This is a genomic window from Streptomyces sp. Je 1-369 (genome assembly GCF_026810505.1).
In the GTDB taxonomy this organism is placed as follows: Bacteria; Actinomycetota; Actinomycetes; order Streptomycetales; family Streptomycetaceae; genus Streptomyces.
Genome location: NZ_CP101750.1, coordinates 5,384,401 through 5,409,563, shown reverse-complemented (window position 1 = coordinate 5,409,563; position 25,163 = coordinate 5,384,401). Strand labels below are relative to the sequence as shown.

The window sequence follows — 25,163 nt, the reverse complement described above, 5'->3', positions numbered from 1 at the left end:
ACGACTCAGATGAGGCCGAGACCGCGGACGGCCTCGCGCTCCTCGGTGAGCTCCTGCACGGACGCGTCGATGCGCGTACGCGAGAACTCGTTGATCTCCAGGCCCTGGACGATCTCGTACTTGCCGTCCTTGGTGGTGACGGGGAAGGAGGAGATGAGGCCCTCGGGAACGCCGTACGAACCGTCCGACGGGATGCCCATGGAGGTCCAGTCGCCGTCGGCCGTGCCGTTGACCCACGTGTGGACGTGGTCGATGGCGGCGTTGGCGGCGGAGGCGGCCGACGAGGCGCCACGGGCCTCGATGATCGCGGCACCGCGCTTGGCGACGGTCGGGATGAAGGTGTCGGCGAGCCAGGCCTGGTCGTTGACGACCTCGGCGGCGTTCTTGCCGGCGATCTCCGCGTGGAAGACGTCCGGGTACTGGGTGGCCGAGTGGTTGCCCCAGATGGTGAGGCGCTTGATGTCGGCGACCGAGGAGCCGGTCTTCTTCGCGAGCTGCGAGAGCGCGCGGTTGTGGTCCAGGCGGGTCATCGCGGTGAAGCGCTCGGCCGGTACGTCCGGGGCGGCGGCCTGCGCGATGAGCGCGTTGGTGTTGGCGGGGTTGCCGACGACCAGGACCTTGATGTCGTCCGCGGCGTGGTCGTTGATGGCCTTGCCCTGCGGCTTGAAGATGCCGCCGTTGGCCTCGAGGAGGTCACCGCGCTCCATGCCCTTGGTGCGGGGGCGGGCGCCGACGAGCAGCGCGACGTTGGCGCCGTCGAAGGCGACGTTCGGGTCGTCGCTGATCTCGATCGAGTTCAGCAGCGGGAAGGCGCAGTCGTCGAGCTCCATGGCGGTGCCCTCGGCGGCCTTCAGCGCCGGCGTGATCTCGAGAAGGCGCAGGTTGACCGGCACGTCCGCGCCGAGCAGGTGGCCCGAGGCGATGCGGAAGAGCAGCGCGTAGCCGATCTGGCCGGCCGCGCCGGTGACGGTGACATTCACGGGAGTGCGGGTCATGGCGATCTCCGTAAGACAGCTGGCGGTGGGGTCCCTGGTCTCGTACGTGGATCCCCTTGTTCCTGGATCCCCGCCGACGCCTCGTCGAGTCCTCGATCGCCTCTCGATGATCGATCTCTTGGCATCAAGAGAGATCCGCCGTCAGGCTATCGCGCCCCGGCCACCCCTTGGCGCCGGGTCGGTGTGGCCCGGCCCACAGCTTCGGCCACCTGGTCGGCCGCCCCCAAAAAAAAGGGGGGCGGCCGCCACGAGGGGGGGGGAGCGTGGCGGCCGCCGTGGGGGTGTGACCACTCCCGTGGGGGTACCGTTCGCCTGCCCTCGGAGTCACAGGTCATGCCCCCAAATTCTCAACTTTCTGCCCGAGGCCCCAACTCACGCCCCTGACCAGGGACTTCACCCAAGAAATCGCCGCCAGGACAGCTAACCGGACGACTACCAGGACGGCTGACAGGACGGCTACTCCGTGCAGCCCGTCCGGCCGGACGTGAGCGTCGCGCACGCCTTCGCCGCGGTCCCCGAATCGGCCGCCACCATCGGCGTGTACGCGTCGAAGTCCTCGTTCACCGTGCTGTTCTGCTTGGCCCCGGCGCCGCCGCCCGACCCCGTGATCGTCAGCTCGTCGCCCGGCGTCGCCTGTGTGATCCGCGCCCACGCGGCGCCGCACGTCTTGCTGTACCGGACCTCGACCAGCGTCTTGCCGATCGTCGCCCGCGACGTCGTCCTGGCCAGCTCGCCGCCGCAGCCCATGTTCTCGGGGTCCTTGCCCGCACAGTCCTTGCCGCTGCACTCGACCCCGGCGGGCAGCTTCGTGTCCTTCTTCGTCGGCGTCACGGACGGCTTCGCCTCGTCTCCCTTGTCGTCGCCGCCGAACCCGGTCATGAAGACCGCGGCCGCGATGACCACGAGGGCGCCGACTATGCCCGCGAGGAACATCGTCAGCTTGCGGCGCCGCCGCTGCCTGTCCGGTGACCCGGCGGGGCCTCCTGGACCACCGGGCCCACCAGGACCACCGGGACCACCAGCACCGCCCGGGCCACCGGGGCTCCCCGCCTCGCCGAAGGCGGACGCCGAGACATCACCGTACGAACTGGACGCCCCGTACGAGCCGACCGAGGGCGGCCCCACGGTGGGCGACACCCCGGCCGGGCCCGCCACTCCGGTCACGGGCCCGAGACCACCGCCGGAACCGTTGCGCGCCGCACCCCTGCCTCCGGGGGCGGGCGGCTGCGGGGACGACTGGCCCGGACGGGAGGACTGCGAAGGGTACGACGGCGGCGAAGGCCACGGGGAGGGCGCGTTCTCAGGCACCTTCCGATCGGGCGCGGTTCGACTTGAAGTCGGCTGACCCGGCGCTGACTGGCCCGGAGCCGGGCGATTCGACGACTGCTGGCTCGGCGACTGTTGGCCCGGCGACTGTTGTCCTGGCGCCTGTTGCCCCGGTGCCATCCGCCCCGGGGTCTGCTGGCCGGGCGTGGGCTGGCCGGGCGTGGACTGGCCCGGCGCGTGCTGACCAGGCGTCTGCTGACCCGGCGCGTGTTGGCCGGGCGTTGGCTGGCCCGGCGCCTGCTGGCCCGGCGTCTGCTGGCCCGGTGCCTGCCGACCCGTCCCCTTCCGGTCCTGCTTCCCGGGCGGTTTCGCGTCGTCCCGCTTTCCGTCCGACTTGCCCGGCTTGGGCGCCTTCTTGGGCGCCGCCCTGCCGCTGGCCGCCTTGCCGCCGTCCGCCTTGCCGGACCCGTCCATCGGGTCCGGGCCCAGCTCCCCCAGCGCGGCCCGCGCCTGCGAGATGCGGATCGCCTGCATCGTCATGTCGTGCCGCATCTCGGAACGGCTCCACGCCCGCTCAGCGAGCTCCCACATGGTGATGAGGTGCACGGGCGGCGTCCCCGTCACCTCCGCCAGCGCGACGATCGCCCCCTTGGGTGCGAGCAGCCGCCCGTTCAGATAGCGCTCCCACGACGTCTTGCTGTAGCCGGTCCTGTCGGACACCGCCGCAATGCTCAGACCACTGCGGTCGACCAGCCTGCGCAGCTGACTGGCGAACTCCCTGACCTCCGGGTCGAGCTCGTCCGGTAGCGCCTTCCAACGAGGCATTACTCCCCCTCTTCCCCCCGTGCGTGCCTGTTCTGCCCCCGCGCCGCCCCCACGTCGACCCGCGCCGTCCCCGACCTGGACTACCCAGAGGGATGCGTGGAGCCAGGATGTCAGTTCCCGGATGAGGGGCACACGGGAGCATTCGGGCCACCGGCGGGCGCTGCCGCACTCCGCCGCGCTCCCCGCGGTCCAGGCCCAGTGTCCCACCGCCGCGCCCCGCCACGATGCGGAACCCCGGGCACCGGTCGAGACCTCCCGAACCATCCGGAATGCATGATTCGCCCTACGTCACCCGTTGCGGAATGGTCACCTCCGTGCCACAGGGGTCAACTTCCCTTGATCACTCTTGGCGCGTCCATGACTCTGGATCAGCCCGAACGGCGGTGCCCGTCCTCTCTCGGGGGTGAGGACGGGCACCGTCCCCGAAAGGGCGATGTCGGCCGTTTCCCGCATGTCTTGCGGCCCTGGGAACCCACGTACTCGGCAGAGTCGGTCCTGCGACAAATCCGAGGACCCCAAGGACCCCAAGGACCCGCGACCCCAAGACCCCAAGGAGCCCGACATGAAGCACCGACAGCGCCTCGTCGGCGGCGTACTCGCCGCGGCCGCCCTCCTCGGCGCCACCCTGGCGACACCGCCCGCCGCCTCGGCGACCTCGGGCACCGCGCCCGCCTGCGTCAAGCGGGACGTCGTCAAGCACCGCAAGTACGTGAAGGTGACCAACCTCTGCGGCCATGCCATGCACCTGAAGGTCGTCATCGACTGGGGCAACGACTCGCCGTGTCTGACGTACCAGAACAGGGAGCAGTGGGAGTGGAACTGGGGCCGCGGCTCCTACGGCAAGGTCGTCACCTGCTGAACCACGTCCTGATCACGTGCTGAGTACATCCTGAGTACGTGCTGATCAGCACGTACTCAGCACGTGATCACTGACCGTTCCCCGGTCCCGCCCCCGGCGTCACGAGCCCCGTCTCGTACGCCACCACCACCGCCTGCGCCCTGCTGTCCAGGTCGAGCTTGCTCATCGTGCGGTTGAGATGGGTCTTGACCGTGGCCTCGCTGATGTAGAGCCGCTCCGCGATGTCCGCGTTGGTGAGGCCGCGCGCGATGAGTTTCAGGACCTCGACCTCGCGCTGGGTCAGTACGCCGAGGTCGGGCGGCGTCTCCGCGTCGTCGCCGCCGGGGCCCGCCGTCTGCCGGGCGAACGCCTCGACGAGGCGCCGCGTCACGCTGGGCGCGAAGAGCGCGTCGCCGCCCCCGACCGCCGCCACCGCCGCGAGCAGCCGCTCGGGCCCCGAGTCCTTGAGCAGGAACCCGGACGCGCCGGCCCGCAACGCCCCGTACACGTACTCGTCGAGGTCGAACGTCGTCAGGACAAGGACGCGCGGCGCCGGTTCGCCCGCCTGCGCCAGGATCTTCGCGGTGGCCGTGATGCCGTTCATGCCCGGCATCCGGATGTCCATGAGGACGACGTCGGGGCAGGTCTCCGCGGCGAGCTCCACCGCTTCCTCGCCGTCGCCCCCCTCGCCCACGACCTCGATGCCGGGCGCGGCGCGCAGCAGCCCCACCAGCCCCGCGCGGATGAGGAACTGGTCGTCGACGACGAGCACCCTGATACGTGAGCTCATCCGGTCACCCGGCTCATTCCGTTGCGTCGTCCCCCCGCGCCGCGGCCCGCGCCGAGGTCGGCAGGGTGAGTCGCACGGCGAATCCCCCCTCGCTCAGCGGGCCGATACTGATCGCCCCGCCGTAGAGCTTGGCCCGCTCCCGCATCCCAATCAAGCCGTGTCCACTGCCCGTCCGTACTCTGTCCTGAATCACCCCCTGCCCGTCATTGGTGACGGAGACCTCGATGTGCCCGCGCCGGTAGGCGAGTTCGACGGCCGCGGCGGCTCCGTGGGCGTGTTTCAGTACGTTGGTGAGTGCCTCCTGCACCACGCGGTACGCGCACAGCTCCACGCCGGGCGCCACCAGCCGCGGGGTGCCCGTGACCCGCAGCTCGACGCGGACTCCCCCGGCCCGGACCCGCTCGACCATCTCGTCCAGGCGGGCCAGGCCCGGCATCGGGGCCCCGGGGGCGTCACCGCCGTGCTCGCCGTCCTCGGCGCGCAGGACGCGCAGCATGCGGCGGAGCTCTTCGAGAGCTTCGCCGCTGGTCCCGGAGATGGTGCCGAGCGCCGCGCGCGCGGTGGCGGGGTCGGAGCCGAAGACGAACGTCGCGAGGCCCGCCTGCACGGAGATCACCGACATGTGGTGGGCGACCACGTCGTGCAGTTCGCGCGCGATGCGACCGCGTTCCTCCGCGACCTCGCGACGGGCCCGTTCGTCCTGCTCGCGCTTCAACTGCCGGGCCAGTTCGGCCGACCGGCGTGCGACGTACCCGAAGCGCCACAGGACGAGGGAGAAGCCAATGGCCTGGCCGACGACGGAGGGCATCGACGCGCCCTCGCTGATCGCACCGGCGTAGATCCACAGGGCGGCCATCAGCCCGGCGCAGGCGAGGGAGGTGCGCGGGGAGCGGAGGGAGGCGACCGTGTAGACGGTGAGCATGGGTCCGAAGGTGCCGACCACTGGCCAGTAGCCGACGGTGACGTAGACGAACCACGCCAGATGGACGACGAGCAGCACGGTGAGCGGGGCCCTGCTGCGGGCCGCGACGGGCAGGCAGATGAGCGCGACCAGCGCGTATCCCAGGGGGTCGAGGGCGATCCAGCCCTGCTTCACGGGCTCCTGTCCGAGCAGCACGGCGACCGTGGTCAGGGCGACCGCGATCAATGCGTCGACAGCGAGGGGGCGGATCCGCATCGCCGCAGCGTAACGCGCGTTTGGGGGCCGGAACGTCAACCAGCGGCGGTACCGCGGAAGTTGTAGGAAACGGCCGTCTACCGCCGTTGGAGCAGGGGGAGTTCCACCCAGGGCGGGACGACGCGACCTGCGGGACGCCGGTAGTTTGTGGGACCAGCACCACAGGACCGCGGCCGTCGGAGAACCGCATGGGGGGGAAGGCCCGGTCCGCACGGCGGTGGCCCGTCCCCTCGGGGGAGGACGGGCCACCGTCGGGCGCATGCCGCCTGTCCGGACCATGCAGCTCTGTCTGGATCGTACGGTTCTGCCTAGATCGTGTAGTGCAGTGTGTCGTCCAGGAACGGGATCACCAGCCAGGGCGAGGGCTGCGCCATCATCGCGAGGAGTGCGATGGCGAGGCCCAGTGCCCCGTACGTGACCATGTCCGTGAACCGGGAACGCACCGCGAGCATCCCGACGTCCGGCAGCGCCCAGCGCAGCACGGCGCCGCCGATGAGCGCGATGCCGATCAGCAGCGTGCCGACGCGGAACACGTCGAACGCGGTGAGCAGCAGCCCGAGTCCGACCAGCGAGACGACGCTGATCAGCGGCCACTGCCGGGCCGGTGCGGGTGCGTCGCCCGCCGCGGCGCGGCCGCCGCCCTCGGGCCGCGCGGTGTCACGCGTGAACAGCGGGAAGCGTCGCGACACCTTCCGCGGCCGCCCGTCCGGACCCGGCGCGCTGACCGCGCCCTTGGCCAGGGGAACGCCCGCGGTGCTGCCCTGACCGGACTGCGCGGTGCTGCCCTGACCGGCCTCCGCGGTGTTGCCCGGTTCGGCTTCCGCGGTGCTGCCTTCGTCGGCGTCGGCTTGCGGGCCCGTGGTCTCGCTCATCACCCTCGCCCCTCTCCTGTTCGGCTCTCCTGTTCGGCGGGCGGCTTCAGCGCGCGGCGCGTTCCGCGGCCTCGACGACGTTCACCAGGAGCTGGGCGCGGGTCATCGGGCCGACGCCGCCCGGGTTCGGGGAGATCCAGCCGGCGACCTCGGCGACGCCCGGGTGGACATCGCCGACGATCTTGCCGTTCTCGTCGCGCGAGACGCCCACGTCCAGAACGGCGGCGCCCGGCTTCACGTCCTCGGGCTTGATCAGGTGCGGTACGCCCGCGGCGGCCACGATGATGTCCGCCCGCTTGAGGTGGGCGGCGAGGTCACGGGTGCCGGTGTGGCACTGGGTGACCGTGGCGTTCTCGGACTTGCGGGTGAGCAGGAGCGGCATGGGACGGCCGATGGTGACGCCGCGGCCGACCACGACGACCTCGGCGCCCTTGATCTCCACGTCGTGCTGCCGGAGCAGCCGGATGATCCCGTACGGGGTGCAGGGCAGCGGCGCCGGCTCGTTCAGGACGAGACGGCCGAGGTTCATCGGGTGCAGGCCGTCGGCGTCCTTGTCCGGGTCCATGAGCTCCAGGACGCGGTTCTCGTCGATGCCCTTGGGAAGCGGGAGCTGAACGATGTAACCGGTGCAGTCCGGGTCCTCGTTGAGTTCGCGGACGACCGCCTCGATCTCCTCCTGGGAGGCGGTGGCGGGCAGTTCGCGCTGGATGGAGGCGATGCCGACCTGCGCGCAGTCGCGGTGCTTGCCCGCGACGTACTTCTGGCTGCCCGGGTCGTCGCCGACCAGGACGGTACCGAGTCCGGGCGTGACGCCCTTCTCCTTCAGGGCCGCCACGCGGGCGGTCAGTTCGGACTTGATCGCGGCTGCGGTGGCCTTGCCATCGAGAATCTGGGCGGTCATGCCCCCATCTTCCCGGATGGGACCCGCCCGGTACCAATCAGGGCGCTCCCTGGCGTCCCGCCGGTGCACCCGCTGATCAGCGAGGTTGCACTTGCACAACACCTGAGGTGACCGACTGGACAGGAAGGCGGCCCATTGAGAACCATGGCCCGGGTCATGCCGCGGGCAGTGTCGGGGGGCAAACCGCTCAGCAGCACCCATTTCCTCCGCTCGCACCGCGTCGTCCCCGCAGTGAACAACGGAGGAAGTCCGCCATGAGTTTTGGCGACCCGAACAACCCCTACGGCCAGCAGCCGCCCCAGGGCCAGCCCGGTGGTTACGGCCAGGCTCCGGGCCAGCCCGGCTACGGACAGGCGCCGGGCCAGCCGCAGTACGGCTATCCCCAGCAGGCACCGGGCGGCGTCCCGCAGCAGGGCTACGGCTACCCGCAGCAGCCGGCCTCGCCCTACGGCGCGTACCCGCAGCAGCCCGGCGCCGGCTACGGCTACCAGGGCGGCGGCCCGACGGTCGCGTCCATGGGCCGCCGTTTCGGCGCCCGTGCGATCGACGGTGTCGCCTTCACCCTGATCTACATCGTCCTTCTCGTCGTCGGCGCCGCCGACGCCATCGGCCAGGCCGCGGACTGCGACCCGGGCTCGGCCGCGTACGACAGCTGCATGAACGACGCGGGCACCGACATGATGGGGTCCCTCGGCGCCGTGATCGGCGCCCTCGCGGTCGTCGGCCTGCTCTACGAGTGGCTGATGACGGCCATGGTCGGCGGCACGCTCGGCAAGCTCGCCGTCGGCATCCGCGTCATCGACGCGGAGAGCGGCCAGAAGCCGGGCGTCGGCGCGGCCTTCGTCCGCTACATCATTCCGCTGGTGGGCTCGCTGGCCTGCGGCATCGGCTCGCTGCTCGTCTACCTGTCGCCGTTCTGGGACAAGAGCGGGCGTCAGCAGGGCTGGCACGACAAGGCGGCCAAGACCATGGTGATCCAGCGGTCCAACAACTGACCCGCCCTCACACCTGCCGCACCGCGAAGGCCGCGCACCCGAACATCGGGGCGCGGCCTTCGCACGTACGAACACACGCCGCTCAGCGCACGTACGAACACACGCCGCTCAGTGGAAGAAGTGCCGCGTCCCCGTGAAGTACATCGTGACGCCCGCCTTCTTCGCCGCCTCGACCACCAGCTCGTCACGGACCGAACCACCCGGCTGCACCACGGCCTTGACGCCCGCGGCGGTCAGGATCTCCAGGCCGTCGGGGAAGGGGAAGAACGCGTCGGACGCGGCGTAGGAGCCACGGGCCCGCTCCTCGCCCGCCCGCTCGACCGCGAGCTTCGCGGAGTCGACGCGGTTGACCTGGCCCATGCCGACGCCGACGGAAGCGCCGTCCTTGGCGAGCAGGATCGCGTTGGACTTCACCGCGCGGGACGCCTTCCAGGCGAACGCGAGCTCGTCGAGTTCACCCGCGTTGAGCGCGTCGCCGGTGGCGAGCGTCCAGTTGGCGGGGTTGTCGCCGTCGGCCTGGAGCCGGTCGGTGACCTGGAGCAGCGCGCCGCCGTCGATCTGCTTGACCTCGACCGCGCTGGACGGCGCCTGATGGGCGCGCAGGACTCGGATGTTCTTCTTCTTGGTGAGGACTTCGAGGGCGCCGTCCTCGTACTCCGGCGCGACGATGACCTCGGTGAAGATGTCGGCGACCTGCTCGGCCATCTCCTTGGAGACCGGACGGTTCACGGCGATGACGCCGCCGAAGGCCGACAGCGGGTCGCAGGCGTGCGCCTTGCGGTGCGCCTCGGCGACGTTCGCGCCGATCGCGATCCCGCACGGGTTGGCGTGCTTGATGATCGCGACACAGGGCTCGTCGTGGTCGTACGCGGCACGGCGCGCGGCGTCCGTGTCGGTGAAGTTGTTGTACGACATCTCCTTGCCGTGCAGCTGCTCGGCCTCGGCGAGACCGCCCGTGCCGTCGACGTAGAGAGCGGCGCCCTGGTGGGGGTTCTCGCCGTAACGGAGCACGTTCTTGCGCTCGTACGTGGCGCCGAGGAAGCCGGGGTGGCCGGAGTCGTCGGCGGCGGCGTAGTCCGCCGCGAACCAGCTCGCGACGGCCACGTCGTACGCGGCCGTGTGCTGGAACGCTTCTCCCGCGAGCCGCTTGCGCGCCGCCAGGTCGAAGCCGCCGGCCTCGACCGCGGCGAGCACGTCGGCGTACCGCTTCGGGTCGGTGACGACCGCGACCGACGGGTGGTTCTTGGCGGCGGCGCGGACCATGGACGGGCCACCGATGTCGATCTGCTCGACGCACTCGTCGGGAGTGGCCCCGGACGCGACGGTCTCCTTGAAGGGGTACAGGTTCACGACGACGAGCTGGAAGGGCTCGACGCCGAGCTCCGCGAGCTGCTCGCGGTGGTCCTCGAGGCGCAGGTCGGCGAGGATCCCGGCGTGGACCTTCGGGTGCAGGGTCTTGACCCGGCCGTCCAGGCATTCGGGGAAGCCGGTGAGCTCCTCGACCTTGGTGACGGGCACCCCGGCCGCGGCGATCTTCGAGGCGGTCGAGCCGGTGGAGACGAGCTCGACGCCCGCCTCGTGGAGCCCGCGCGCGAGCTCTTCCAGGCCGGTCTTGTCGTAGACGCTGACGAGCGCACGCTTGATGGGGCGCTGCGCGGCGTTCGCGTTCGTAGCTTCGGCGGTCACGGGATAAGAACCTTTCGTCCCTCAATGCGGTAGCCGTGCCGGGCCAGACGCCCCACGACATCGACGAGCAGCGTGCGCTCGACTTCCTTGATGCGCTCGTGCAGAGCGCTCTCGTCGTCCTCGTCCCGGACCTCGACCACGCCCTGGGCGATGATCGGGCCGGTGTCGACGCCGTCGTCGACGAAGTGGACGGTGCAGCCGGTGACCTTCACGCCGTACGCGAGCGCGTCGCGCGCGCCGTGGGCCCCCGGAAAACTGGGCAGCAGCGCGGGGTGCGTGTTCACGAACCGCCCGCCGAAGCGCGCGAGGAACTCCTTCCCCACGATCTTCATGAACCCGGCGGAGACCACCAGGTCGGGCTCGTGCTCGGCCGTCGCCTCCGCCAGGGCCGCGTCCCACTCGTCGCGGGTCGCGTGGTCCTTCACCCGGCAGACGAAGGTGGGGAGCCCGGCACGCTCGGCGCGCTCCAGACCGGCGATGCCGTCACGGTCGGCGCCCACGGCGACGATCTCGGCGCCGTACCCCTCCGGGCCCTCGGTGCGGATGGTGTCGATCAGGGCCTGAAGATTCGTGCCCGACCCGGACACCAGCACGACGAGGCGCTTGACGGGGCGCGCGACCACGGCGCTCTTGGCCACAGCGGGGCCCTTTCTAGGAGGATGCGACTTCGAAGGTGCGTCGTTGCATCTTTGTACGGTCGTACGAAGGCTTCGGGTCCCGCGATACGGGGAACCCTACGAAGCGGCCGACCGCCAGCAACGATACCGGCACCCGGAACCGCCCCTCACGGGACGGGGGCGCGGGCGGAAGGTAGCGTCTGTGGGGAAGCGCCTGAATACCGAAGAACGCCGCGTTGTCGAGCCGCACAACGGCTCCGCCACGGCCCTACCAAGGGGAAGACGCACACCTGATGCCGGACCGTAGCCGCCCTTCGTCTCCGCCGCAGGACCCGGAATCCCAGGGACCCGAGTCCCGGGGCCAGGGTGCCCAGGGAACGGGCAAGGACGACGACAACCCCTTCGCGCCGCCGCCGGAGGGGACACCGGACCGGCCGTGGCAGCCGCGCCGCCCCTCGGGCGACTCCGCCCCGGACGGCGACGACTCCGGTGGCGGCGGCCACGGCCACGGGTCGCCGTGGGGCAGCCAGTGGAGCGACCGGCAGCCCGGCCGCTCGCAGGGCAGCTTCGGCGACCGCCCGCGCCAGCAGAACGGTCCGGGCGGCCCCGGGGGTCCCGGCGGCCCCGGCAAGGAAGACCCGTCGTCGCCGGGCGGCAGCGGCTCGGGCATGCGGTGGGACCCGACGGACCCGTCCCAGCGCCGCGCGCGGTACGCCCTGCTCTCCGGCATGTGGGGCTTCTTCTTCGCCCTGTTCGGCTGGCGGTACGTTGCGCTGCTGCTCGGCGCGCTCGCGGTGATGTGGGCGATCCAGTCCCTGCGTGCGAAGCAGCGCAAGCCGGACGCGACGACACCGGCCGCGCAGTCCGCTCCGCCGACTCCGGCGACTCCGGCGACCCCGCCGACTCCCGCCACGCCTGCGGCCGCCCCGACGGCGAGCAGCACGAGGCCGCAGACGACGGCGGCGATCAGCGGCCTGGTCACGGGCGCGCTGGCGCTCCTGATGGTGGCCGGTACGTTCACGGCGCAGCTGGTGTACCGGGACTACTACACGTGCGTGGACGACGCTCTGACCAGCGCGTCGCAGCAGTCCTGCGAGGACCTGCTGCCGAAGCAGCTGCGGCCGCTCCTGGGCGAACAGGACTGACGTCAGGGCGCCTCCGGCGTCTCCGGCGAATCCGGCGCCTCCGGTGGCGACACCCGCCGCTCCCAGAGCCGCTCCCCCTCCTCCTTCAACGCCTCCCACCGAGCTTCACGTGCGGCTTCGTCGTGCCAGGTGGGGGAGGGGGAGACCGGGGCGTCCGGCATGTCAGGGGCGGGGCTTCCGGTCGGCTCCGGTGTGCCGTCCTGACCCTGTACCGGCTGGTCCGCGGGAGCGTCCAGGGCAGACTCGGCCGCCGGAACGGGCAGCGGCGAGCTCCGGGGCCGCGGCACCCGCATCCGCATCCGCATCCGCATCCGCCACGAGGGCAACGAGGGCAACGAGGGCAACCTGAGCCACGACGGCCCAGCCCGCCCCCTCTCACCGGACGGCGGCTGCTCCGCGTCAACCGTCTCCCGCTCCTCACCCGTGGCCGGTTGCTGAAGCGCGGCCAACTCCTGCTCCCTGCCGACCGCGCGCGCCCTCCGCAGTCGCCACCCCCGCAGAGCGAGCGCCACCGGCACCCCGATCAGCAGCGACCAGCCCAGCGCCGCAGCCCCCGTCTGCCACCACACCGGCCCGAAGTCGGACAGCATCGCCACGCCCATCGGGCCGCCCGCCAGGGCCGCGAGGGCCGCCGTCGACAGCCCGCACACCACCGCCGCGAGCGCCGCCCCGGCAGCCGTACGGCCCCGGGACCACGCCTCGTCCCGGTCACCGAAAGCGGGCGCTGCCGCATGGACCGTGCACCAGGCGACCACGAGCCCCGCCCCCACGGGCACCGCCGCGGACGCCCAGGTCAGCGGCGAGCCCGGGCCCGGCGACGGCAGGGCCGCGAGCAGCGGGAAGGGCGGCAGCAGCGGTGCCGAGCCCGCCGCGAGAGGCCCGGCGACGGTCCCCGTGCCGAGTACGAAGCCGGGCCCGAGACCGTAGGACGCCCCCCACACCGCGGCGTTCGGCACCAGCGCCAGAGCCAGTAGAAGTACCGCGAGCCGCCCCGACCACACGTCTGTGACCTGCATGAACGAGTCCTGAACCGGCCCCGCGTGCAGCACCAGCGACACTCCGACGAGCAGCGCCCCACCCCCGACGAGAACCGCCGCGCCCGCCACCCCGGCCCGCACGACGGCCGCCGCGAGGCGCCGGGCGAGGAAGCCACGTACGAGAGCGGCCCGGAGAGAGGTACGTACCCCGTCGGGCAGGGCGGAGAGCGGGCGACGCAGGAACGCCGGGAGCGGCCCGCGCGGACGCCCGCGCGCCGTCCACACCCCGAGCCCGGCCGCCCCCGCCGCCAGCGCCGGTACATGCACGACCACACTGAGCCAGTCGGGCCGCAGCTCACCACCCGTCGCATACACCGCCGCGGCCATGCCGACCAGCAGATACCCGCCCACGACCCCGGACCACGCCGTACGCGCCGCGTGCCCGCGCTCCTCCGGCGACGCCGCGTCCCGCGCCGCCCGGTGCAACAGCCAGCTCGGCAGAACGACGAGCAGCAGCGGCGTCACCCCGACCGGCGCGGCCGCCCCGGACAGCGTGTCCGTCCTGACCAACTCCGTGCCGTGCGCAAGGAGCCACAGCCCCGCGGCGACGTGCAGCGCCCCATCGGGCCCGCTGTCCGGGTAGGGCGAGCTGATCCACAGCACCATCACCAGTACGGCGAACGAGCCGAGCCCCAGGCCCGCGGCGACAGCCCCGCCCAGCACGCAGGTGGCCAGGGCGGGAGAACGGTCGCGGGCCCGTCCGCGCAACGGTTCCACGGGCGGCGACGAAGCGTGGGGATCGGTCGTCTGGGTCACCCGGCCATGCTCCCAACGACACGCGCTTTCTTCCCGTAACAGGCGAATATCGGATGTGTCGCCCAATATACGTTTATGTACTTTTTCGTACGGCAGGTCGACTACGCCCGGCCCGCCCGCCGTACGTCGGCCCACGGTGCGGAGATTCCGAGATGCCCCAGAGCCCTGCCACGCCTCTGCCGTCCCCCAAGGAACGCCGCAGGCTGCGCGAGGCGAAGTCGCTGAGCCATGCCGATCTCGCGGCGAAGATCGGCGTCACCCGCGAAACGGTCCGCTCCTGGGAAACGGGCCGCGCCACCCCGCGCGGCCGCAAACGCGAGACGTACGCGAAGCTCCTGACCGCGCACACGAACGCGAACGCGACTACGACCTTCGAGAAGGCCGTAACCGAGACGGGTCCCACTCCCCCCACGTCGCACGCACACCCCCTGAGGACAAAACCCACCACCGGCGGAAAGTCGACTTCGCGACCGCAATCGGCAACCAAGCGCGCAGCGAAACCACCGACCCCCGTCCCCCTGACACCCGCCGCAGCACACGCCACCTCTGCCGCACACGCCACCCACGCCACCCCCGCCCCCAACGGCCACATCCGCCCACTCCCGGTCCGCGTGACGCGCCCCCAGGCCAACAGCCTCCAGGCCATCAACCCTCCGGACCAGACCACCGCCCAGACCCCCGCTCAGGCCTTCGACGCCCTCTGCGCCCACTGCGCCCCCGGCCTCGTACGCCAGACGTACCTGCTCACCGGGCGGCGCGGCCTCGCCCACGAGTCGGTGGAGCGCGCCTTCCAGCTGGCATGGCAGCGCTGGCCGGAGGTGGCGGTCGACCGGGACCCGGCGGGGTGGGTCCGCGCGGCGGCGTACGAGTACGCGATGTCCCCCTGGCACCGCTTCCGCCCCAGCCAGCGCCACCCGGACGCTCCGCCCGCGCAGCCGGCCGACCGCACCTTCCTCGACGTACTCCTCAGCCTGCCGCCCGCGCAGCGCCGCGCACTGATGCTCTACGACGGCATCGGCCTGGACCTGCCCGAGACCGCGGCCGAGACGGAGGCGAGCACACCCGCCACCGCGAACCGCCTCCTGCACGCACGCGAGACGATCGCCGAGCGGCTGCCCGACCTGGCGGACCCCGAGGCGCTCCACCGGCGCCTCGCCGAGGTCGGCGGGGCCGAGAAGCTACGGCTCCCGAAAGCCGACCGCGTCCGCACCGGCAGCGAGTACCGGGCCCGCTTCTGGACCCGCGCGGCCATCGCGTTCACGGCGCTGATCATCGGCGCGACGGCCCTGACCCTGAGAAACGCCCCCACCCACTACGAGCCCCCGCAGGCCCCCGGCCGCGCCATCAGCGGCGTCCCACCCCGCATGGGCCCGGGCCCCCTCACCTACGAGGACACCACCCTCCGCGAAAAACTCCGGGCAGAACTCCCCAACGGCCAGGAACGCCTGACACCCCAGGCAAGGTAGCCGGACGCTTCCAGGGGCGCGGGGAACTGCGCGACAAGCCCCCACCCACCCGCGGCCGAAGAAGAACAAGAGGCGGCACAGAAAAGCGGGCCCGCACCTCAAAGGTGCGGGCCCGCTTACACACTGCTCAACCGACGGACGTCAGCCCGCCAGGATCTCGCGCGCCAGCTTCGCCGTCTCGGTGGGCGTCTTGCCGACCTTCACACCGGCAGCCTCAAGGGCTTCCTTCTTCGCGGCAGCCGTACCGGAGGAGCCGGAGACGATGGCACCCGCGTGGCCCATCGTCTTGCCCTCGGGCGCCGTGAAGCCCGCGACGTAACCGACGACCGGCTTCGTCACGTTCGCCTTGATGAAGTCCGCCGCACGCTCCTCCGCGTCGCCGCCGATCTCACCGATCATGACGATCAGGTCGGTGTCGGGGTCGGCCTCGAACGCCTCGAGGGCGTCGATGTGCGTCGTACCGATGACCGGGTCGCCACCGATGCCGACGGCCGAGGAGAAGCCGATGTCACGGAGCTCGTACATCATCTGGTACGTCAGCGTGCCGGACTTCGAGACCAGGCCGATGCGGCCCGGCTTGGTGATGTCGCCGGGGATGATGCCCGCGTTCGACTGACCCGGCGTGATCAGACCCGGGCAGTTCGGGCCGATGATGCGGGTCTTGTTGCCCTTCGACTTCGCGTACGCCCAGAAGGCGGCGGAGTCGTGGACGGCGATGCCCTCGGTGATGACGACGGCGAGGGGGATCTCCGCGTCGATCGCCTCGACGACGGCGGCCTTGGAGAAGGCCGGCGGCACGAAGAGGACGGACACGTTGGCGCCCGTGGCCTCCATGGCCTCCTTGACCGAGCCGAAGACCGGTACCTCGGTGCCGTCGAAGTCGACCTTCGTGCCCGCCTTGCGGGGGTTCACGCCGCCGACGATGTTCGTGCCGTCACCCAGCATGAGCTTGGTGTGCTTCATGCCCGTGGCACCGGTCATGCCCTGGACGATGACCTTGCTGTCCTTGTTGAGGAAGATAGCCATGGCTGTTCTGTACCTAGTCCCTTGTCGTGTCGGAGACGCGCAATGTCACCGTGCGGCCGCGAGCTCGGCGGCCTTGTCGGCCGCGCCGTCCATGGTGTCCACGCGCTGCACGAGCGGGTGGTTGGCGTCGCTGAGGATCTTGCGACCCAGCTCCGCGTTGTTGCCGTCGAGGCGCACGACCAGGGGCTTGGTGACTTCCTCGCCCTTGGACTTGAGCAGCTCGAGCGCCTGGACGATGCCGTTGGCGACCTCGTCACAGGCGGTGATGCCACCGAAGACGTTGACGAAGACGGACTTGACGTCCGGGTCGCCGAGGATGATCTCCAGGCCGTTCGCCATGACCTCGGCCGAAGCGCCGCCGCCGATGTCGAGGAAGTTGGCCGGCTTGACGTTGTTGTGCGCCTCACCGGCGTACGCGACGACGTCCAGGGTGCTCATGACGAGACCCGCGCCGTTGCCGATGATGCCGACCTCGCCCTCGAGCTTGACGTAGTTGAGGCCCTTGGCCTTGGCAGCAGCCTCGAGCGGGTTGGCTGCGTCCTTGTCCTCGAGCGCCTCGTGGTCGGCCTGGCGGAAGTCGGCGTTCTCGTCGAGCGAGACCTTGCCGTCCAGGGCCAGGATGCGGCCGTCCTTGGTCTTGACGAGGGGGTTGACCTCGACGAGGAGCGCGTCCTCGGCGACGAAGGTCTCCCACAGGGTCACCATGGCCTCGGCGACGCCCTCGGCCACCTCGGCCGGGAACTTCGCCAGCGCGACGATCTCGCGGGCCTTCTCGATGGTGACGCCCTCGTTGGAGTCGACCGGAACCTTGGCGAGCGCCTCGGGGGTCTTCTCGGCGACCTCCTCGATGTCCATGCCGCCCTGCACCGACGCCATGGCCAGGAAGGTGCGGTTGGTGCGGTCGAGGAGGTACGAGACGTAGTACTCCGCCTCGATCTCCGGGGACAGCTCGGCGATCATCACCTTGTGGACCGTGTGGCCCTTGATGTCCATCCCGAGGATGTCCGTCGCACGAGCGACGGCCTCGTCCGGGTTCGCCGCCAGCTTCACGCCGCCGGCCTTACCGCGGCCACCGACCTTCACCTGTGCCTTGACGACCGACTTGCCGCCCAGCTTCTCGGTGGCCTCGCGCGCCGCCTCAGGCGTGTCGATGACTTCACCGGCCAGCACCGGTACACCGTGCTTGGCGAAGAGGTCCCTCGCCTGGTACTCGAACAGGTCCACGCGCGTCCGTCCCTTTTCCGTGATCTCGCTGCGATCTCGCTGCTTTGTGGTCAGCTGTCTGCGTGGGCGTGCCGCGGAGGGCAACGTGACTGCGCTGTCACAAGGGAGGCGTAGGACGGAGTCCGGTACGCGGCATGTCCGTCTCGCAGGTTATCGCCGCGGGACGTAGGTCCCTAAATCACAGATCACATTTGGGCGGTGATGACGGTCACAGATCACGTGGTCACCGCGGCAAAACCCGCGGCCGCCGTGGTGGCCGGGCGGCCTCTGTGGCGTCGGACACCCTTCGTTTGCTCCAGTTGCTCCCGCGATCAGCCCGCGGAGCCCGGCACCTGTATCGCCCTGTCCGGTATCGGAAGGGGCCGCTTCTCGATCGCCGCGGCCATCACCTCCGGGAAGAGGTCCGGCGTACAGGCGAAGGCCGGTGCGTCGAGGGCCGCGAGTGCCGCCGCGTGCTCACGGTCGTACGCGGGTGTCCCCTCGTCGGAGAGCGCGAGCAGCGTCACGAACTGCACCCCGGACGCCTTCATCGCCGCGACCCGCTTCAGCATCTCGTCGCGGATGCCTCCCTCGTAGAGGTCGCTGATGAGGACGACGACCGTGTCGGCGGGCCGGGTGATCTGCGACTGGCAGTAGGCGAGGGCGCGATTTATATCGGTGCCGCCGCCCAGCTGAGTGCCGAAGAGCACGTCCACGGGGTCGTCGAGCTGGTCGGTCAGGTCGACGACGTTCGTGTCGAAGACGACGAGCCGGGTGTCGAGCGACCGCATGGAACCGAGCACGGCCCCGAACACCGAGGCGTAGACGACGGACGCGGCCATCGACCCGGACTGGTCGATGCAGAGGATGACCTCCTTCTTCACCGACCGGGACGCCCGCCCGTACCCGATGAGCCGCTCGGGGACGATCGTCCGGTGCTCCGGCAGGTAGTTCTTGAGGTTGGCCGCGATCGTGCGGTTCCAGTCGATGTCGTGGTGGCGCGGCCTGCTGATGCGGGCGCTGCGGTCGAGCGCGCCGGTGAGCGCGGAGCGGGTCCGCGTCGCGAGGCGCTTCTCCAGGTCCTCGACGACCTTGCGCACGACAGCCCGCGCGGTCTCTTTGGTCGTCTCGGGCATGGCCTTGTTGAGGGAGAGCAGCGTGCCCACCAGGTGCACGTCCGCGTCGACGGCCTCCAGCATCTCGGGCTCCAGAAGCAACGTGGACAGCCCCAGCCGGTCGATGGCGTCCCGCTGCATGACCTGCACGACGGACGAGGGGAAGTACGTACGGATGTCCCCGAGCCACCGCGCCACGGACGGCGCGGACGCCCCGAGCCCCGCCGACCGCTCCCGCCGCCCCTCGCCCCCCTTCTCCCTCACGCCCCCGTACAACGCCCCGAGGGCGTCATCCATCGCCGCATCCCGCCCCCCAAGCACACACCCAGTGCCATCCCCACCTTCCCCGCCCAGAACAAGCCGCCACCGCCGAACCCGCTCACCACCGCCATCCGCACCCCGAGTCACACCACCACCCCGGCCTCCGACCTCGCCCCCAACCACCCCGACTCCCCCGCGTCCCCCGCCTCCGACCACGCCAACTCCCTCAGTCACTGCGGCTCCCCCGCCCTCGACCACGCCAACTCCCCCGCCCACTCCGGCTCCCCCCCTTCAACCACGCCAACTCCCCCAGCCACTCCGACTCTCCCGCCTTCGACCACGCCCCCAACCACGCCAACTCCCCCGGCCACCCCGGCTCGCCCGCCGCCCTCGGCCGCACCCGCGCCCTCGACCTCGGTCTGGCCCTCGCCTTCGATCCCGCCCCCCCGGCTACCCCGACCCCCCGCCCCCCCCGGCCGCCCCACGCCCTCCCCCGGCCCGGCCCTCGCCCCGCCACCCCCCGGCCGCGCCACCCCCCCCCCCGCCCCCCCGCCCCCCGGCCGCCCCCGCCCCCCCCGGCCCCTCGCCCCCCCGCCCCCGGCCCGCCAAGCCCCCCCCCTCGGTCTCGCCTACGGCCGCACCAACTCCCCCAGCCGCACCGTTCACCGCTTCCACCCCGCCACCCCGATGCAGTCGCCACCGCCAGCCCTCGCCACGCCGAACCGTCCAGTCACCGTGTTCACCCCGCTCACCCCACCGCCCCCACGTAGTCGCCCCCACCAGCCCACGCCGCGCCAAGCCCTCCAACCACCGTGTTCACCCCGCTCACCCGCATACGGTCGCCGCCGATATCTCCGCCGCACGAGTCCCCTGACTCACCCGTCCACCCCCACGCAGTCGTCGCCGACGGCCCCCACCGCCCGCACCTCCGCACCCACATCCGCACCCGCCCGCAGCACAACCCCAGCCCCAGACCCCGCCCCTGCCCCTGCCCCAACCCCGGCGTCCATCGGCAGGCCCAGGAGCAGGTGGACGATCGGCACCACGGCGTCCGCGCGCGTGGGGTCGAGCCGGGCGCCGAAACCGGGCATCCCCGCGCCCTGCCCGGCTCCGGCCCCCCCGACAGCACCGGCCGACCGCCCCGTCGGCCCCCGCCGCACCAGCTCGCCCAACGTCCGCCGCACCCCCGCCTCGTACGCCGAGAACGTGCGTCGCAGCAACGGCAGTACGTCGATGAAGGCGGCGTCCGACACCCCGCACAGCCAGTCGTCGACCAGCCCGAGCAGCCGCTCGTCGTGCACGAGCAGCATCCCGCCTCCGGATCCGCCCCCGACGAACCCCTCGATCCAGGCGGCCCCTTCGGCCGGCGCACTGCCCCGGGACAGCGCGAGCCCCATGAGGCGGGCGACGTCCTCGTCCCCCAGTTCCCCGCCGTCCAGGAGCAGCCGCACGCACCGCCCCCGCACGACTCCGGCGACGGACTCCCGCTCGGCGAGCGTCCGCAGTACGGAGTGCCACCGAGCGCGAACCCCCTGCGCGCCCCCCGTACCGGAATACGAACCGAAACCCGTACCGGACCCCGCACCGAACTCCCCGAGCAGTGCCACCGCCTGATGCACCGCATCGACATGCCGTCGCATCTCCAGAGCCGCGTCCGCGTCCAGCCCCGCGCACGCGGGCGGCAACCCGACGAAGATCCGCTCGGCGAGCCCGAGGGCAACCTCGCCGAGGGCCTCCGTACCGGTCCCCCTGACATCCCCGTACCGGAGTGACCGCACCAGCGCGGGAAGGGCCTGCGCGAGGTGTCCGACGTCCGTGTCCAGCGCCGCCCGGTCCACAAGGACCCGCATCACCACGGGCAACGCGTCCGGCAACTCCGCCAGCAGGCACCGCTCGGCGAGCACGGTGACGTCGGACAGCGCCCCCGCGTCGACCGCGTCGGAGGACGCCTTGCCCGTGGCCGCACCCAGGACCGTCGTCCCCCACACCCCCGCCTCGGCGACCCGCACGGCGAGCTCCGGCTCCCACCGCAGCCGCCAGGTCTCCCGAAACGTCCCCGTGCTCCCCCGGGACGCCGTCGGCTCGCCCCAGCCCACGCCGAGGAGCCGCAGCCGGTGCAACAGCCTGCTGCGCGCGGCGTCCGTCTCCTTACGGAGGTCGAGCTCCAACTCCCGCTCCGACGCCTCCGGTTTCAGCCGAAGCCTGCGCTGCAGCTTCGTGAGGTCACGCTGCAGCGGAACCGCGGGCGCCGCATCGGGCACCTCCCCCAGCACGTCCCCGACGACGAGCTTGTCGTGCACGAGCGCGAGCGGTACGTCGGAGCCCTCGCACATCACCGCCCGCACTGCATCGGCCGTCTCGGTGAGCCCGGCCAGCGGCCGCCCCCGCATCGCGGCCAGCGTCTCGGCGAGCCGCACCGCTTCGATGACGTGCGCGGACGACACGAGCCTGTCCTCGTCGCGCAGCAGCCGGGCGACCTTCGTCATCCAGCGCTCGACGGGCCGGTCGGGCGCACCGAACAAATGGGCGTACCAACCTGGGGAGACGATTCCCGCGCCGTACCCACTCGCGCGCGAGAGCCTGCGGTGGGTCCACGGCACCCACGTCATCTCGGCCTTCACCTTGGGCAACCCCTTGAGGAGGGCCCGGTCCGCGGCCACGGTGGTCTTCCGCCGCAGCGCGGGAACATGCCAGGCTCCACAGACCACGGCGACCCGCTCAGGACCGAACTCCTTCTGCGCGGCCCTCACCTGGAACCGCATGTGCGCCTCGCGCACCAGGTCGCGGGCGTGCCCCCCGTCTCCGTAGGCCTCGCGCAGGGCTTCCATCGCCTCGGCCACCGCCTCGAACGGCGCGAACGGGTCGCCGGCCGTCCCACGGTGCTCGACGACGTCCTCCCACCAGCGCTCGGGGTCGTCGTACCCGGCGGTCTCGGTGAGCACGCCGAGTGGATCAACCCGCACGCCCCCCATGTCTCCCCCGTCACCCCCACCCGCGCCCTCTCCTCCTCCTTCTCCCTGCCCCTGTCCCTGCCCCCGTCCCTCTCCCTCTCCTTCGTCCTCCGTGCGGACGGCTAGTGAGTGCGCTGCCGGGAGATCGATGAACCGCACAGGCACCCCGTGCCCAAGGGCCCACTGGATCGCGACCCACTCCGGGGAGAAGTCGGCGAGCGGCCAGAACGCCGAGCGCCCCGGCTCGTCCACCACATGCGCGAGCAGCGCGACCGGTGGCCGCATCCCCTCGTCGGCGGCAAGATCCACGAGCGCGTCGGCCTCCGGCGGCCCCTCGACGAGGACGACTTCCGGCCGCCCCGCGTCGAGCGCGGCCCGCACCGCACGCGCCGAGCCAGGACCGTGGTGCCGCACTCCGAGCAACAGCGTCTCCCGCACACGCGCCCCGGTCACTCCCGTCACTCCCGTCACCCCCCCCTCGCCCCCGTCACTCCCGCCGCCCACGTCATGCGCTCACCTCTCGGCACGCGCGGTAGAAGTCCTTCCAGCCGTCGCGCTCGCGCACGACCGTCTCCAGGTACTCCTGCCAGATCACACGGTCCGCCGCTGGATCGCGGACGACAGCGCCGAGGATGCCGGCCGCCACATCGCCGGAGCGCAGCACGCCGTCTCCGAAGTGGGCTGCCAGCGCGAGGCCGCTGGTGACGACGGAGATCGCCTCGGCCGTGGACAGCGTGCCGCTGGGCGACTTCAGCTTCGTACGCCCGTCCGCCGTGACGCCATCGCGCAATTCACGGAAGACGGTGACGACACGGCGTATCTCGTCGATGCCCTCGGGGCCCGCGGGCAGGTCGAGGGAGCGGCCGATCTGGTCGACGCGGCGCGAGACGATGTCGACCTCGGCCTCGGCGCTCTCCGGCAGCGGCAGAACGACCGTGTTGAAGCGGCGGCGCAACGCGCTCGACAGGTCGTTGACGCCGCGGTCGCGGTCGTTGGCCGTCGCGATGAGGCTGAAGCCACGCACGGCCTGCACCTCCTGCCCCAGCTCCGGGATGGGCAGTGTCTTCTCCGACAGGATCGTGATCAGCGTGTCCTGCACGTCGGCTGGGATGCGGGTCAGCTCCTCGACGCGCGCCGTCATGCCCTCGGCCATCGCGCGCATGACGGGGCTGGGCACAAGGGCGTCGCGGCTGGGGCCGTGGGCGAGCAGCTGGGCGTAGTTCCAGCCGTACCGGATCGCTTCCTCGGGAGTGCCCGCCGTGCCCTGCACGAGCAGGGTCGAGTCACCGCTGACCGCGGCCGCGAGGTGCTCGGACACCCAGGTCTTGGCGGTGCCCGGCACGCCGAGCAGCAGCAGGGCGCGGTCGGTGGCGAGGGTGGTGACGGCGACCTCGACAATGCGGCGCGGTCCCACGTACTTCGGCGTGATCACCGTGCCGTCGGGCAGAGTGCCGCCGAGCAGGTAGGTGGCGACGGCCCACGGCGAGAGCTTCCACCGCTGCGGCCGCGGCCGGTCGTCCTGGGCGGCCAGCGCGGCGAGTTCGGCGGCGAAGGCGTCCTCGGCATGCGGGCGGAGCGCTTCCGCACCATCGGCGGAACCGGACGCGGGCACCGCCGAATTCACGGTCGCGGACGTTGTCGAGTCGACGGAAACGGTCATGGCGCGATCCCCCTCCAGCTCGTCCGGGCACATCTGGCCCGGCGATGTGTCCACCGTGCACCACGCCACTGACAATCGCCCTCCGCACGGCCTTGACCTGCATGAATGCCCGAGCTCGAACCGATTGTCAGTGGTGGCACCTACCTTCGAGACATGACTCAGCAGGGGGTGCGCTGGACGGCGGATCAGGTGCTGGCACTGGCTCCTGATGCCTCGACACGCAAGGCGGGCAGCAAACTCGGCGTCGCAGGACCATGGTCAGAGGCGGGCAGTTCGGGCGAGGGGGCGATGTGGGGACTGTGCAAGGGCAGTGGCAGCAAGCCGTATCAGACGATTGTCGACATCGCGGACAGCGCGGGCCCGGCGTACAAGTGCAGCTGTCCGAGCCGTAAGTTCCCGTGCAAGCACGCGTTGGGGCTGTTGCTGGTGTGGGCGGGGGCGGACGGCACCGTGCCGGAGGGCGGCGAACCGCCGGCCTGGGCCGCGGAGTGGCTGGCGGCACGCCGCAAACGAGCGGACAGCAAGCAGAGTTCAGCCGCCGCGCCCGCCGCCTCGGCCGATCCCGAGGCGGCGCGCAGAAGAGCGGAGAAGCGGGCCGAGCGCATCACCGCGGGGGCGACGGAGCTGGAGCAGCGCCTGTCCGACCTGCTCTGCGGCGGCACGGCATCGGCGGAGCAGATGGGGTACGGCCTGTGGGAGGAAACGGCGGCCCGCATGGTCGACGCACAGGCCCCAGGACTGGCCGCGCGTGTACGAGAGTTGGGGGCCATACCGTCCTCCGGCCCCGGCTGGCCCGTGCGCCTCCTGGAGGAATGCGCACTGCTCCACCTCCTCGACCAGGGCTGGCTCCACCGCGACCGGCTGCCGGAGGGCCTTGCGGCCACGGTCCGCTCCCGCGTCGGCCTCCCCTCACAGCCGGAGGGCCCACCTGTACGGGACCACTGGGTGGTCCTCGCCCAGTACGACACGGCGGACAGCAGACTCACCACACGCCGCATATGGCTCTACGGCACGGAGTCCGGCCGCACCGCGCTCCTTCTCTCGTACGGGGCGGCGGGCCGCGCACCCGCGCTCGCCCTGCCAGTGGGCCTCGCACTCGACGCCGAGGTGACGGGGTATCCGGGGGCGGGGCAGCTGCGGGTGGAGCTGGGCGAACAGTTCGCGGCGCCGACGCCCACCGCGCAGCGGCCACCGGGCGTACGTCCTGAAGAGGCCGTTGCCCGTTACGGCGCGGCACTCCGCGACGACCCCTGGCTGGAGTCCTGGCCCGTGACGCTCGCCGAAGTGATACCGGCCCGCACGCAGGACGTGCGGGACGCTCGGGGCACCCGGGACACGCAGGGCTTGCAGGGCTTGCAGGGCTTGCAGGGCTCCTGGCAACTGGCGGACGCCACAACCGAATCAGCCCTCCCCCTCGCCCCTTCCGCCACATCCCGGCCGGGCCTGTGGCGTCTGATCGCCCTCTCCGGAGGCGCCCCGCTGACGGTGTTCGGCGAGTGCGGCCACCGAGGCTTCACCCCACTGGCGGCCTGGCCGAAGGACTCAGGAGAGACGGTGTCGCTGTGCTGAAGAACGCACACC

Annotated in this window: 19 protein-coding genes; 5 read left to right on the top strand and 14 right to left on the bottom strand. The window is 71.8% G+C overall.

What is annotated here, in order from left to right; all coding sequences use genetic code 11:
* Positions 1-5: 5 nt before the first annotated feature.
* Together NOO62_RS24725 and NOO62_RS24720 are read right to left on the bottom strand one after the other, a co-directional pair.
* Entirely contained in the window at positions 6-995 is a 990-nt protein-coding gene (locus NOO62_RS24725) for a malate dehydrogenase (RefSeq protein WP_268773046.1), read from the bottom strand.
* A gap of 456 nt (positions 996-1,451) precedes the next feature.
* Positions 1,452-3,086 carry a helix-turn-helix domain-containing protein gene (locus NOO62_RS24720; protein ID WP_268773045.1) on the bottom strand — a complete coding sequence of 545 codons (1,635 nt, stop codon included), beginning with the start codon at positions 3,084-3,086 and terminating at the stop codon, positions 1,452-1,454.
* Between the two features lie 562 nt (positions 3,087-3,648).
* Between NOO62_RS24720 and NOO62_RS24715 the strand changes: the two genes are divergently transcribed.
* Positions 3,649-3,945 carry a hypothetical protein gene (locus tag NOO62_RS24715; RefSeq protein ID WP_268773044.1) on the top strand — a complete coding sequence of 99 codons (297 nt, stop codon included), beginning with the start codon at positions 3,649-3,651 and terminating at the stop codon, positions 3,943-3,945.
* 67 nt (positions 3,946-4,012) lie between these two features.
* Here NOO62_RS24715 and NOO62_RS24710 read toward each other — a convergent pair whose 3' ends face one another.
* The 4 genes from NOO62_RS24710 to NOO62_RS24695 all read right to left on the bottom strand — a co-directional run bounded on the left by NOO62_RS24710 (position 4,013) and on the right by NOO62_RS24695 (position 7,664).
* Positions 4,013-4,714, bottom strand: coding sequence for a response regulator (locus tag NOO62_RS24710; protein WP_268773043.1), 702 nt, complete (start codon positions 4,712-4,714; stop codon positions 4,013-4,015).
* Positions 4,715-4,727: 13 nt separating this feature from the next.
* Complete coding sequence (locus NOO62_RS24705; protein WP_268773042.1) at positions 4,728-5,891, bottom strand: sensor histidine kinase; 1,164 nt, start codon at positions 5,889-5,891, stop codon at positions 4,728-4,730.
* 308 nt (positions 5,892-6,199) lie between these two features.
* A complete protein-coding gene (locus tag NOO62_RS24700; protein ID WP_268773041.1) occupies positions 6,200-6,763 on the bottom strand; it encodes a DUF3017 domain-containing protein in 564 nt (187 codons plus the stop codon).
* A gap of 46 nt (positions 6,764-6,809) precedes the next feature.
* The gene (locus NOO62_RS24695) at positions 6,810-7,664 is read right to left on the bottom strand and encodes a bifunctional methylenetetrahydrofolate dehydrogenase/methenyltetrahydrofolate cyclohydrolase (protein ID WP_268773040.1); all 855 of its coding nucleotides are present in this window, start codon (positions 7,662-7,664) and stop codon (positions 6,810-6,812) included.
* A 254-nt stretch (positions 7,665-7,918) separates the two neighbouring features.
* On the opposite strand from NOO62_RS24695, the gene NOO62_RS24690 reads away from it, so the two are divergent.
* Positions 7,919-8,659: an RDD family protein gene (locus NOO62_RS24690; RefSeq protein ID WP_268773039.1), complete on the top strand. Its 741-nt coding sequence runs from the start codon at positions 7,919-7,921 to the stop codon at positions 8,657-8,659.
* Between the two features lie 108 nt (positions 8,660-8,767).
* On the opposite strand, the gene purH is transcribed toward NOO62_RS24690, so the two are convergent.
* On the bottom strand, positions 8,768-10,345 hold the full coding sequence (purH, locus tag NOO62_RS24685) for a bifunctional phosphoribosylaminoimidazolecarboxamide formyltransferase/IMP cyclohydrolase (protein WP_268773038.1): 1,578 nt from the start codon (positions 10,343-10,345) through the stop codon (positions 8,768-8,770).
* Positions 10,342-10,968 (bottom strand): phosphoribosylglycinamide formyltransferase, encoded by a 627-nt coding sequence (purN, locus tag NOO62_RS24680; RefSeq protein WP_268775754.1) that lies wholly within the window; start codon positions 10,966-10,968, stop codon positions 10,342-10,344. Before purN ends, purH begins: the two co-directional genes overlap by 4 nt.
* A 287-nt stretch (positions 10,969-11,255) precedes the next feature.
* On the opposite strand from purN, the gene NOO62_RS24675 reads away from it, so the two are divergent.
* Positions 11,256-12,107 carry a hypothetical protein gene (locus NOO62_RS24675; protein ID WP_268773037.1) on the top strand — a complete coding sequence of 284 codons (852 nt, stop codon included), beginning with the start codon at positions 11,256-11,258 and terminating at the stop codon, positions 12,105-12,107.
* A gap of 2 nt (positions 12,108-12,109) precedes the next feature.
* On the opposite strand, the gene NOO62_RS24670 is transcribed toward NOO62_RS24675, so the two are convergent.
* Positions 12,110-13,900 (bottom strand): DUF6350 family protein, encoded by a 1,791-nt coding sequence (locus NOO62_RS24670; protein WP_268773036.1) that lies wholly within the window; start codon positions 13,898-13,900, stop codon positions 12,110-12,112.
* 152 nt (positions 13,901-14,052) lie between these two features.
* Here NOO62_RS24670 and NOO62_RS24665 point away from each other — a divergent pair, with 152 nt between their 5' ends.
* The gene (locus NOO62_RS24665) at positions 14,053-15,366 is read left to right on the top strand and encodes a helix-turn-helix domain-containing protein (protein WP_268773035.1); all 1,314 of its coding nucleotides are present in this window, start codon (positions 14,053-14,055) and stop codon (positions 15,364-15,366) included.
* A gap of 141 nt (positions 15,367-15,507) precedes the next feature.
* Here the strand turns inward: NOO62_RS24665 and sucD are convergent, their stop codons facing one another.
* From sucD to NOO62_RS24640, 5 genes are all read right to left on the bottom strand, one after another.
* Positions 15,508-16,392 carry a succinate--CoA ligase subunit alpha gene (gene sucD / locus NOO62_RS24660; RefSeq protein ID WP_150185806.1) on the bottom strand — a complete coding sequence of 295 codons (885 nt, stop codon included), beginning with the start codon at positions 16,390-16,392 and terminating at the stop codon, positions 15,508-15,510.
* A 45-nt stretch (positions 16,393-16,437) separates the two neighbouring features.
* Positions 16,438-17,616, bottom strand: a complete 1,179-nt coding sequence (gene sucC, locus NOO62_RS24655; RefSeq protein ID WP_268773034.1) for an ADP-forming succinate--CoA ligase subunit beta — start codon at positions 17,614-17,616, stop codon at positions 16,438-16,440.
* Between the two features lie 311 nt (positions 17,617-17,927).
* Positions 17,928-19,118: a VWA domain-containing protein gene (locus NOO62_RS24650; RefSeq protein WP_268773033.1), complete on the bottom strand. Its 1,191-nt coding sequence runs from the start codon at positions 19,116-19,118 to the stop codon at positions 17,928-17,930.
* Between the two features lie 728 nt (positions 19,119-19,846).
* Positions 19,847-22,375: a DUF5682 family protein gene (locus NOO62_RS24645; RefSeq protein ID WP_268773032.1), complete on the bottom strand. Its 2,529-nt coding sequence runs from the start codon at positions 22,373-22,375 to the stop codon at positions 19,847-19,849.
* A gap of 52 nt (positions 22,376-22,427) precedes the next feature.
* Entirely contained in the window at positions 22,428-23,582 is a 1,155-nt protein-coding gene (locus NOO62_RS24640; protein ID WP_268773031.1) for an ATP-binding protein, read from the bottom strand.
* 153 nt (positions 23,583-23,735) lie between these two features.
* Here NOO62_RS24640 and NOO62_RS24635 point away from each other — a divergent pair, with 153 nt between their 5' ends.
* A complete protein-coding gene (locus NOO62_RS24635; protein ID WP_268773030.1) occupies positions 23,736-25,151 on the top strand; it encodes an SWIM zinc finger family protein in 1,416 nt (471 codons plus the stop codon).
* The last annotated feature ends 12 nt before the right edge of the window (positions 25,152-25,163 follow it).

Excerpts from the sequence above, each read along its gene's own strand:
- NOO62_RS24725 (WP_268773046.1), bottom strand. The coding sequence starts at position 995 with ATGACCCGCACTCCCGTGAATGTCACCGTCACCGGCGCGGCCGGCCAG.
- NOO62_RS24720 (WP_268773045.1), bottom strand. The coding sequence starts at position 3,086 with ATGCCTCGTTGGAAGGCGCTACCGGACGAGCTCGACCCGGAGGTCAGG.
- NOO62_RS24715 (WP_268773044.1), top strand. The coding sequence starts at position 3,649 with ATGAAGCACCGACAGCGCCTCGTCGGCGGCGTACTCGCCGCGGCCGCC.
- NOO62_RS24710 (WP_268773043.1), bottom strand. The coding sequence starts at position 4,714 with ATGAGCTCACGTATCAGGGTGCTCGTCGTCGACGACCAGTTCCTCATC.
- NOO62_RS24705 (WP_268773042.1), bottom strand. The coding sequence starts at position 5,891 with ATGCGGATCCGCCCCCTCGCTGTCGACGCATTGATCGCGGTCGCCCTG.
- NOO62_RS24700 (WP_268773041.1), bottom strand. The coding sequence starts at position 6,763 with ATGAGCGAGACCACGGGCCCGCAAGCCGACGCCGACGAAGGCAGCACC.
- NOO62_RS24695 (WP_268773040.1), bottom strand. The coding sequence starts at position 7,664 with ATGACCGCCCAGATTCTCGATGGCAAGGCCACCGCAGCCGCGATCAAG.
- NOO62_RS24690 (WP_268773039.1), top strand. The coding sequence starts at position 7,919 with ATGAGTTTTGGCGACCCGAACAACCCCTACGGCCAGCAGCCGCCCCAG.
- NOO62_RS24675 (WP_268773037.1), top strand. The coding sequence starts at position 11,256 with ATGCCGGACCGTAGCCGCCCTTCGTCTCCGCCGCAGGACCCGGAATCC.
- NOO62_RS24665 (WP_268773035.1), top strand. The coding sequence starts at position 14,053 with ATGCCCCAGAGCCCTGCCACGCCTCTGCCGTCCCCCAAGGAACGCCGC.
- sucD (WP_150185806.1), bottom strand. The coding sequence starts at position 16,392 with ATGGCTATCTTCCTCAACAAGGACAGCAAGGTCATCGTCCAGGGCATG.
- NOO62_RS24640 (WP_268773031.1), bottom strand. The coding sequence starts at position 23,582 with ATGACCGTTTCCGTCGACTCGACAACGTCCGCGACCGTGAATTCGGCG.
- NOO62_RS24635 (WP_268773030.1), top strand. The coding sequence starts at position 23,736 with ATGACTCAGCAGGGGGTGCGCTGGACGGCGGATCAGGTGCTGGCACTG.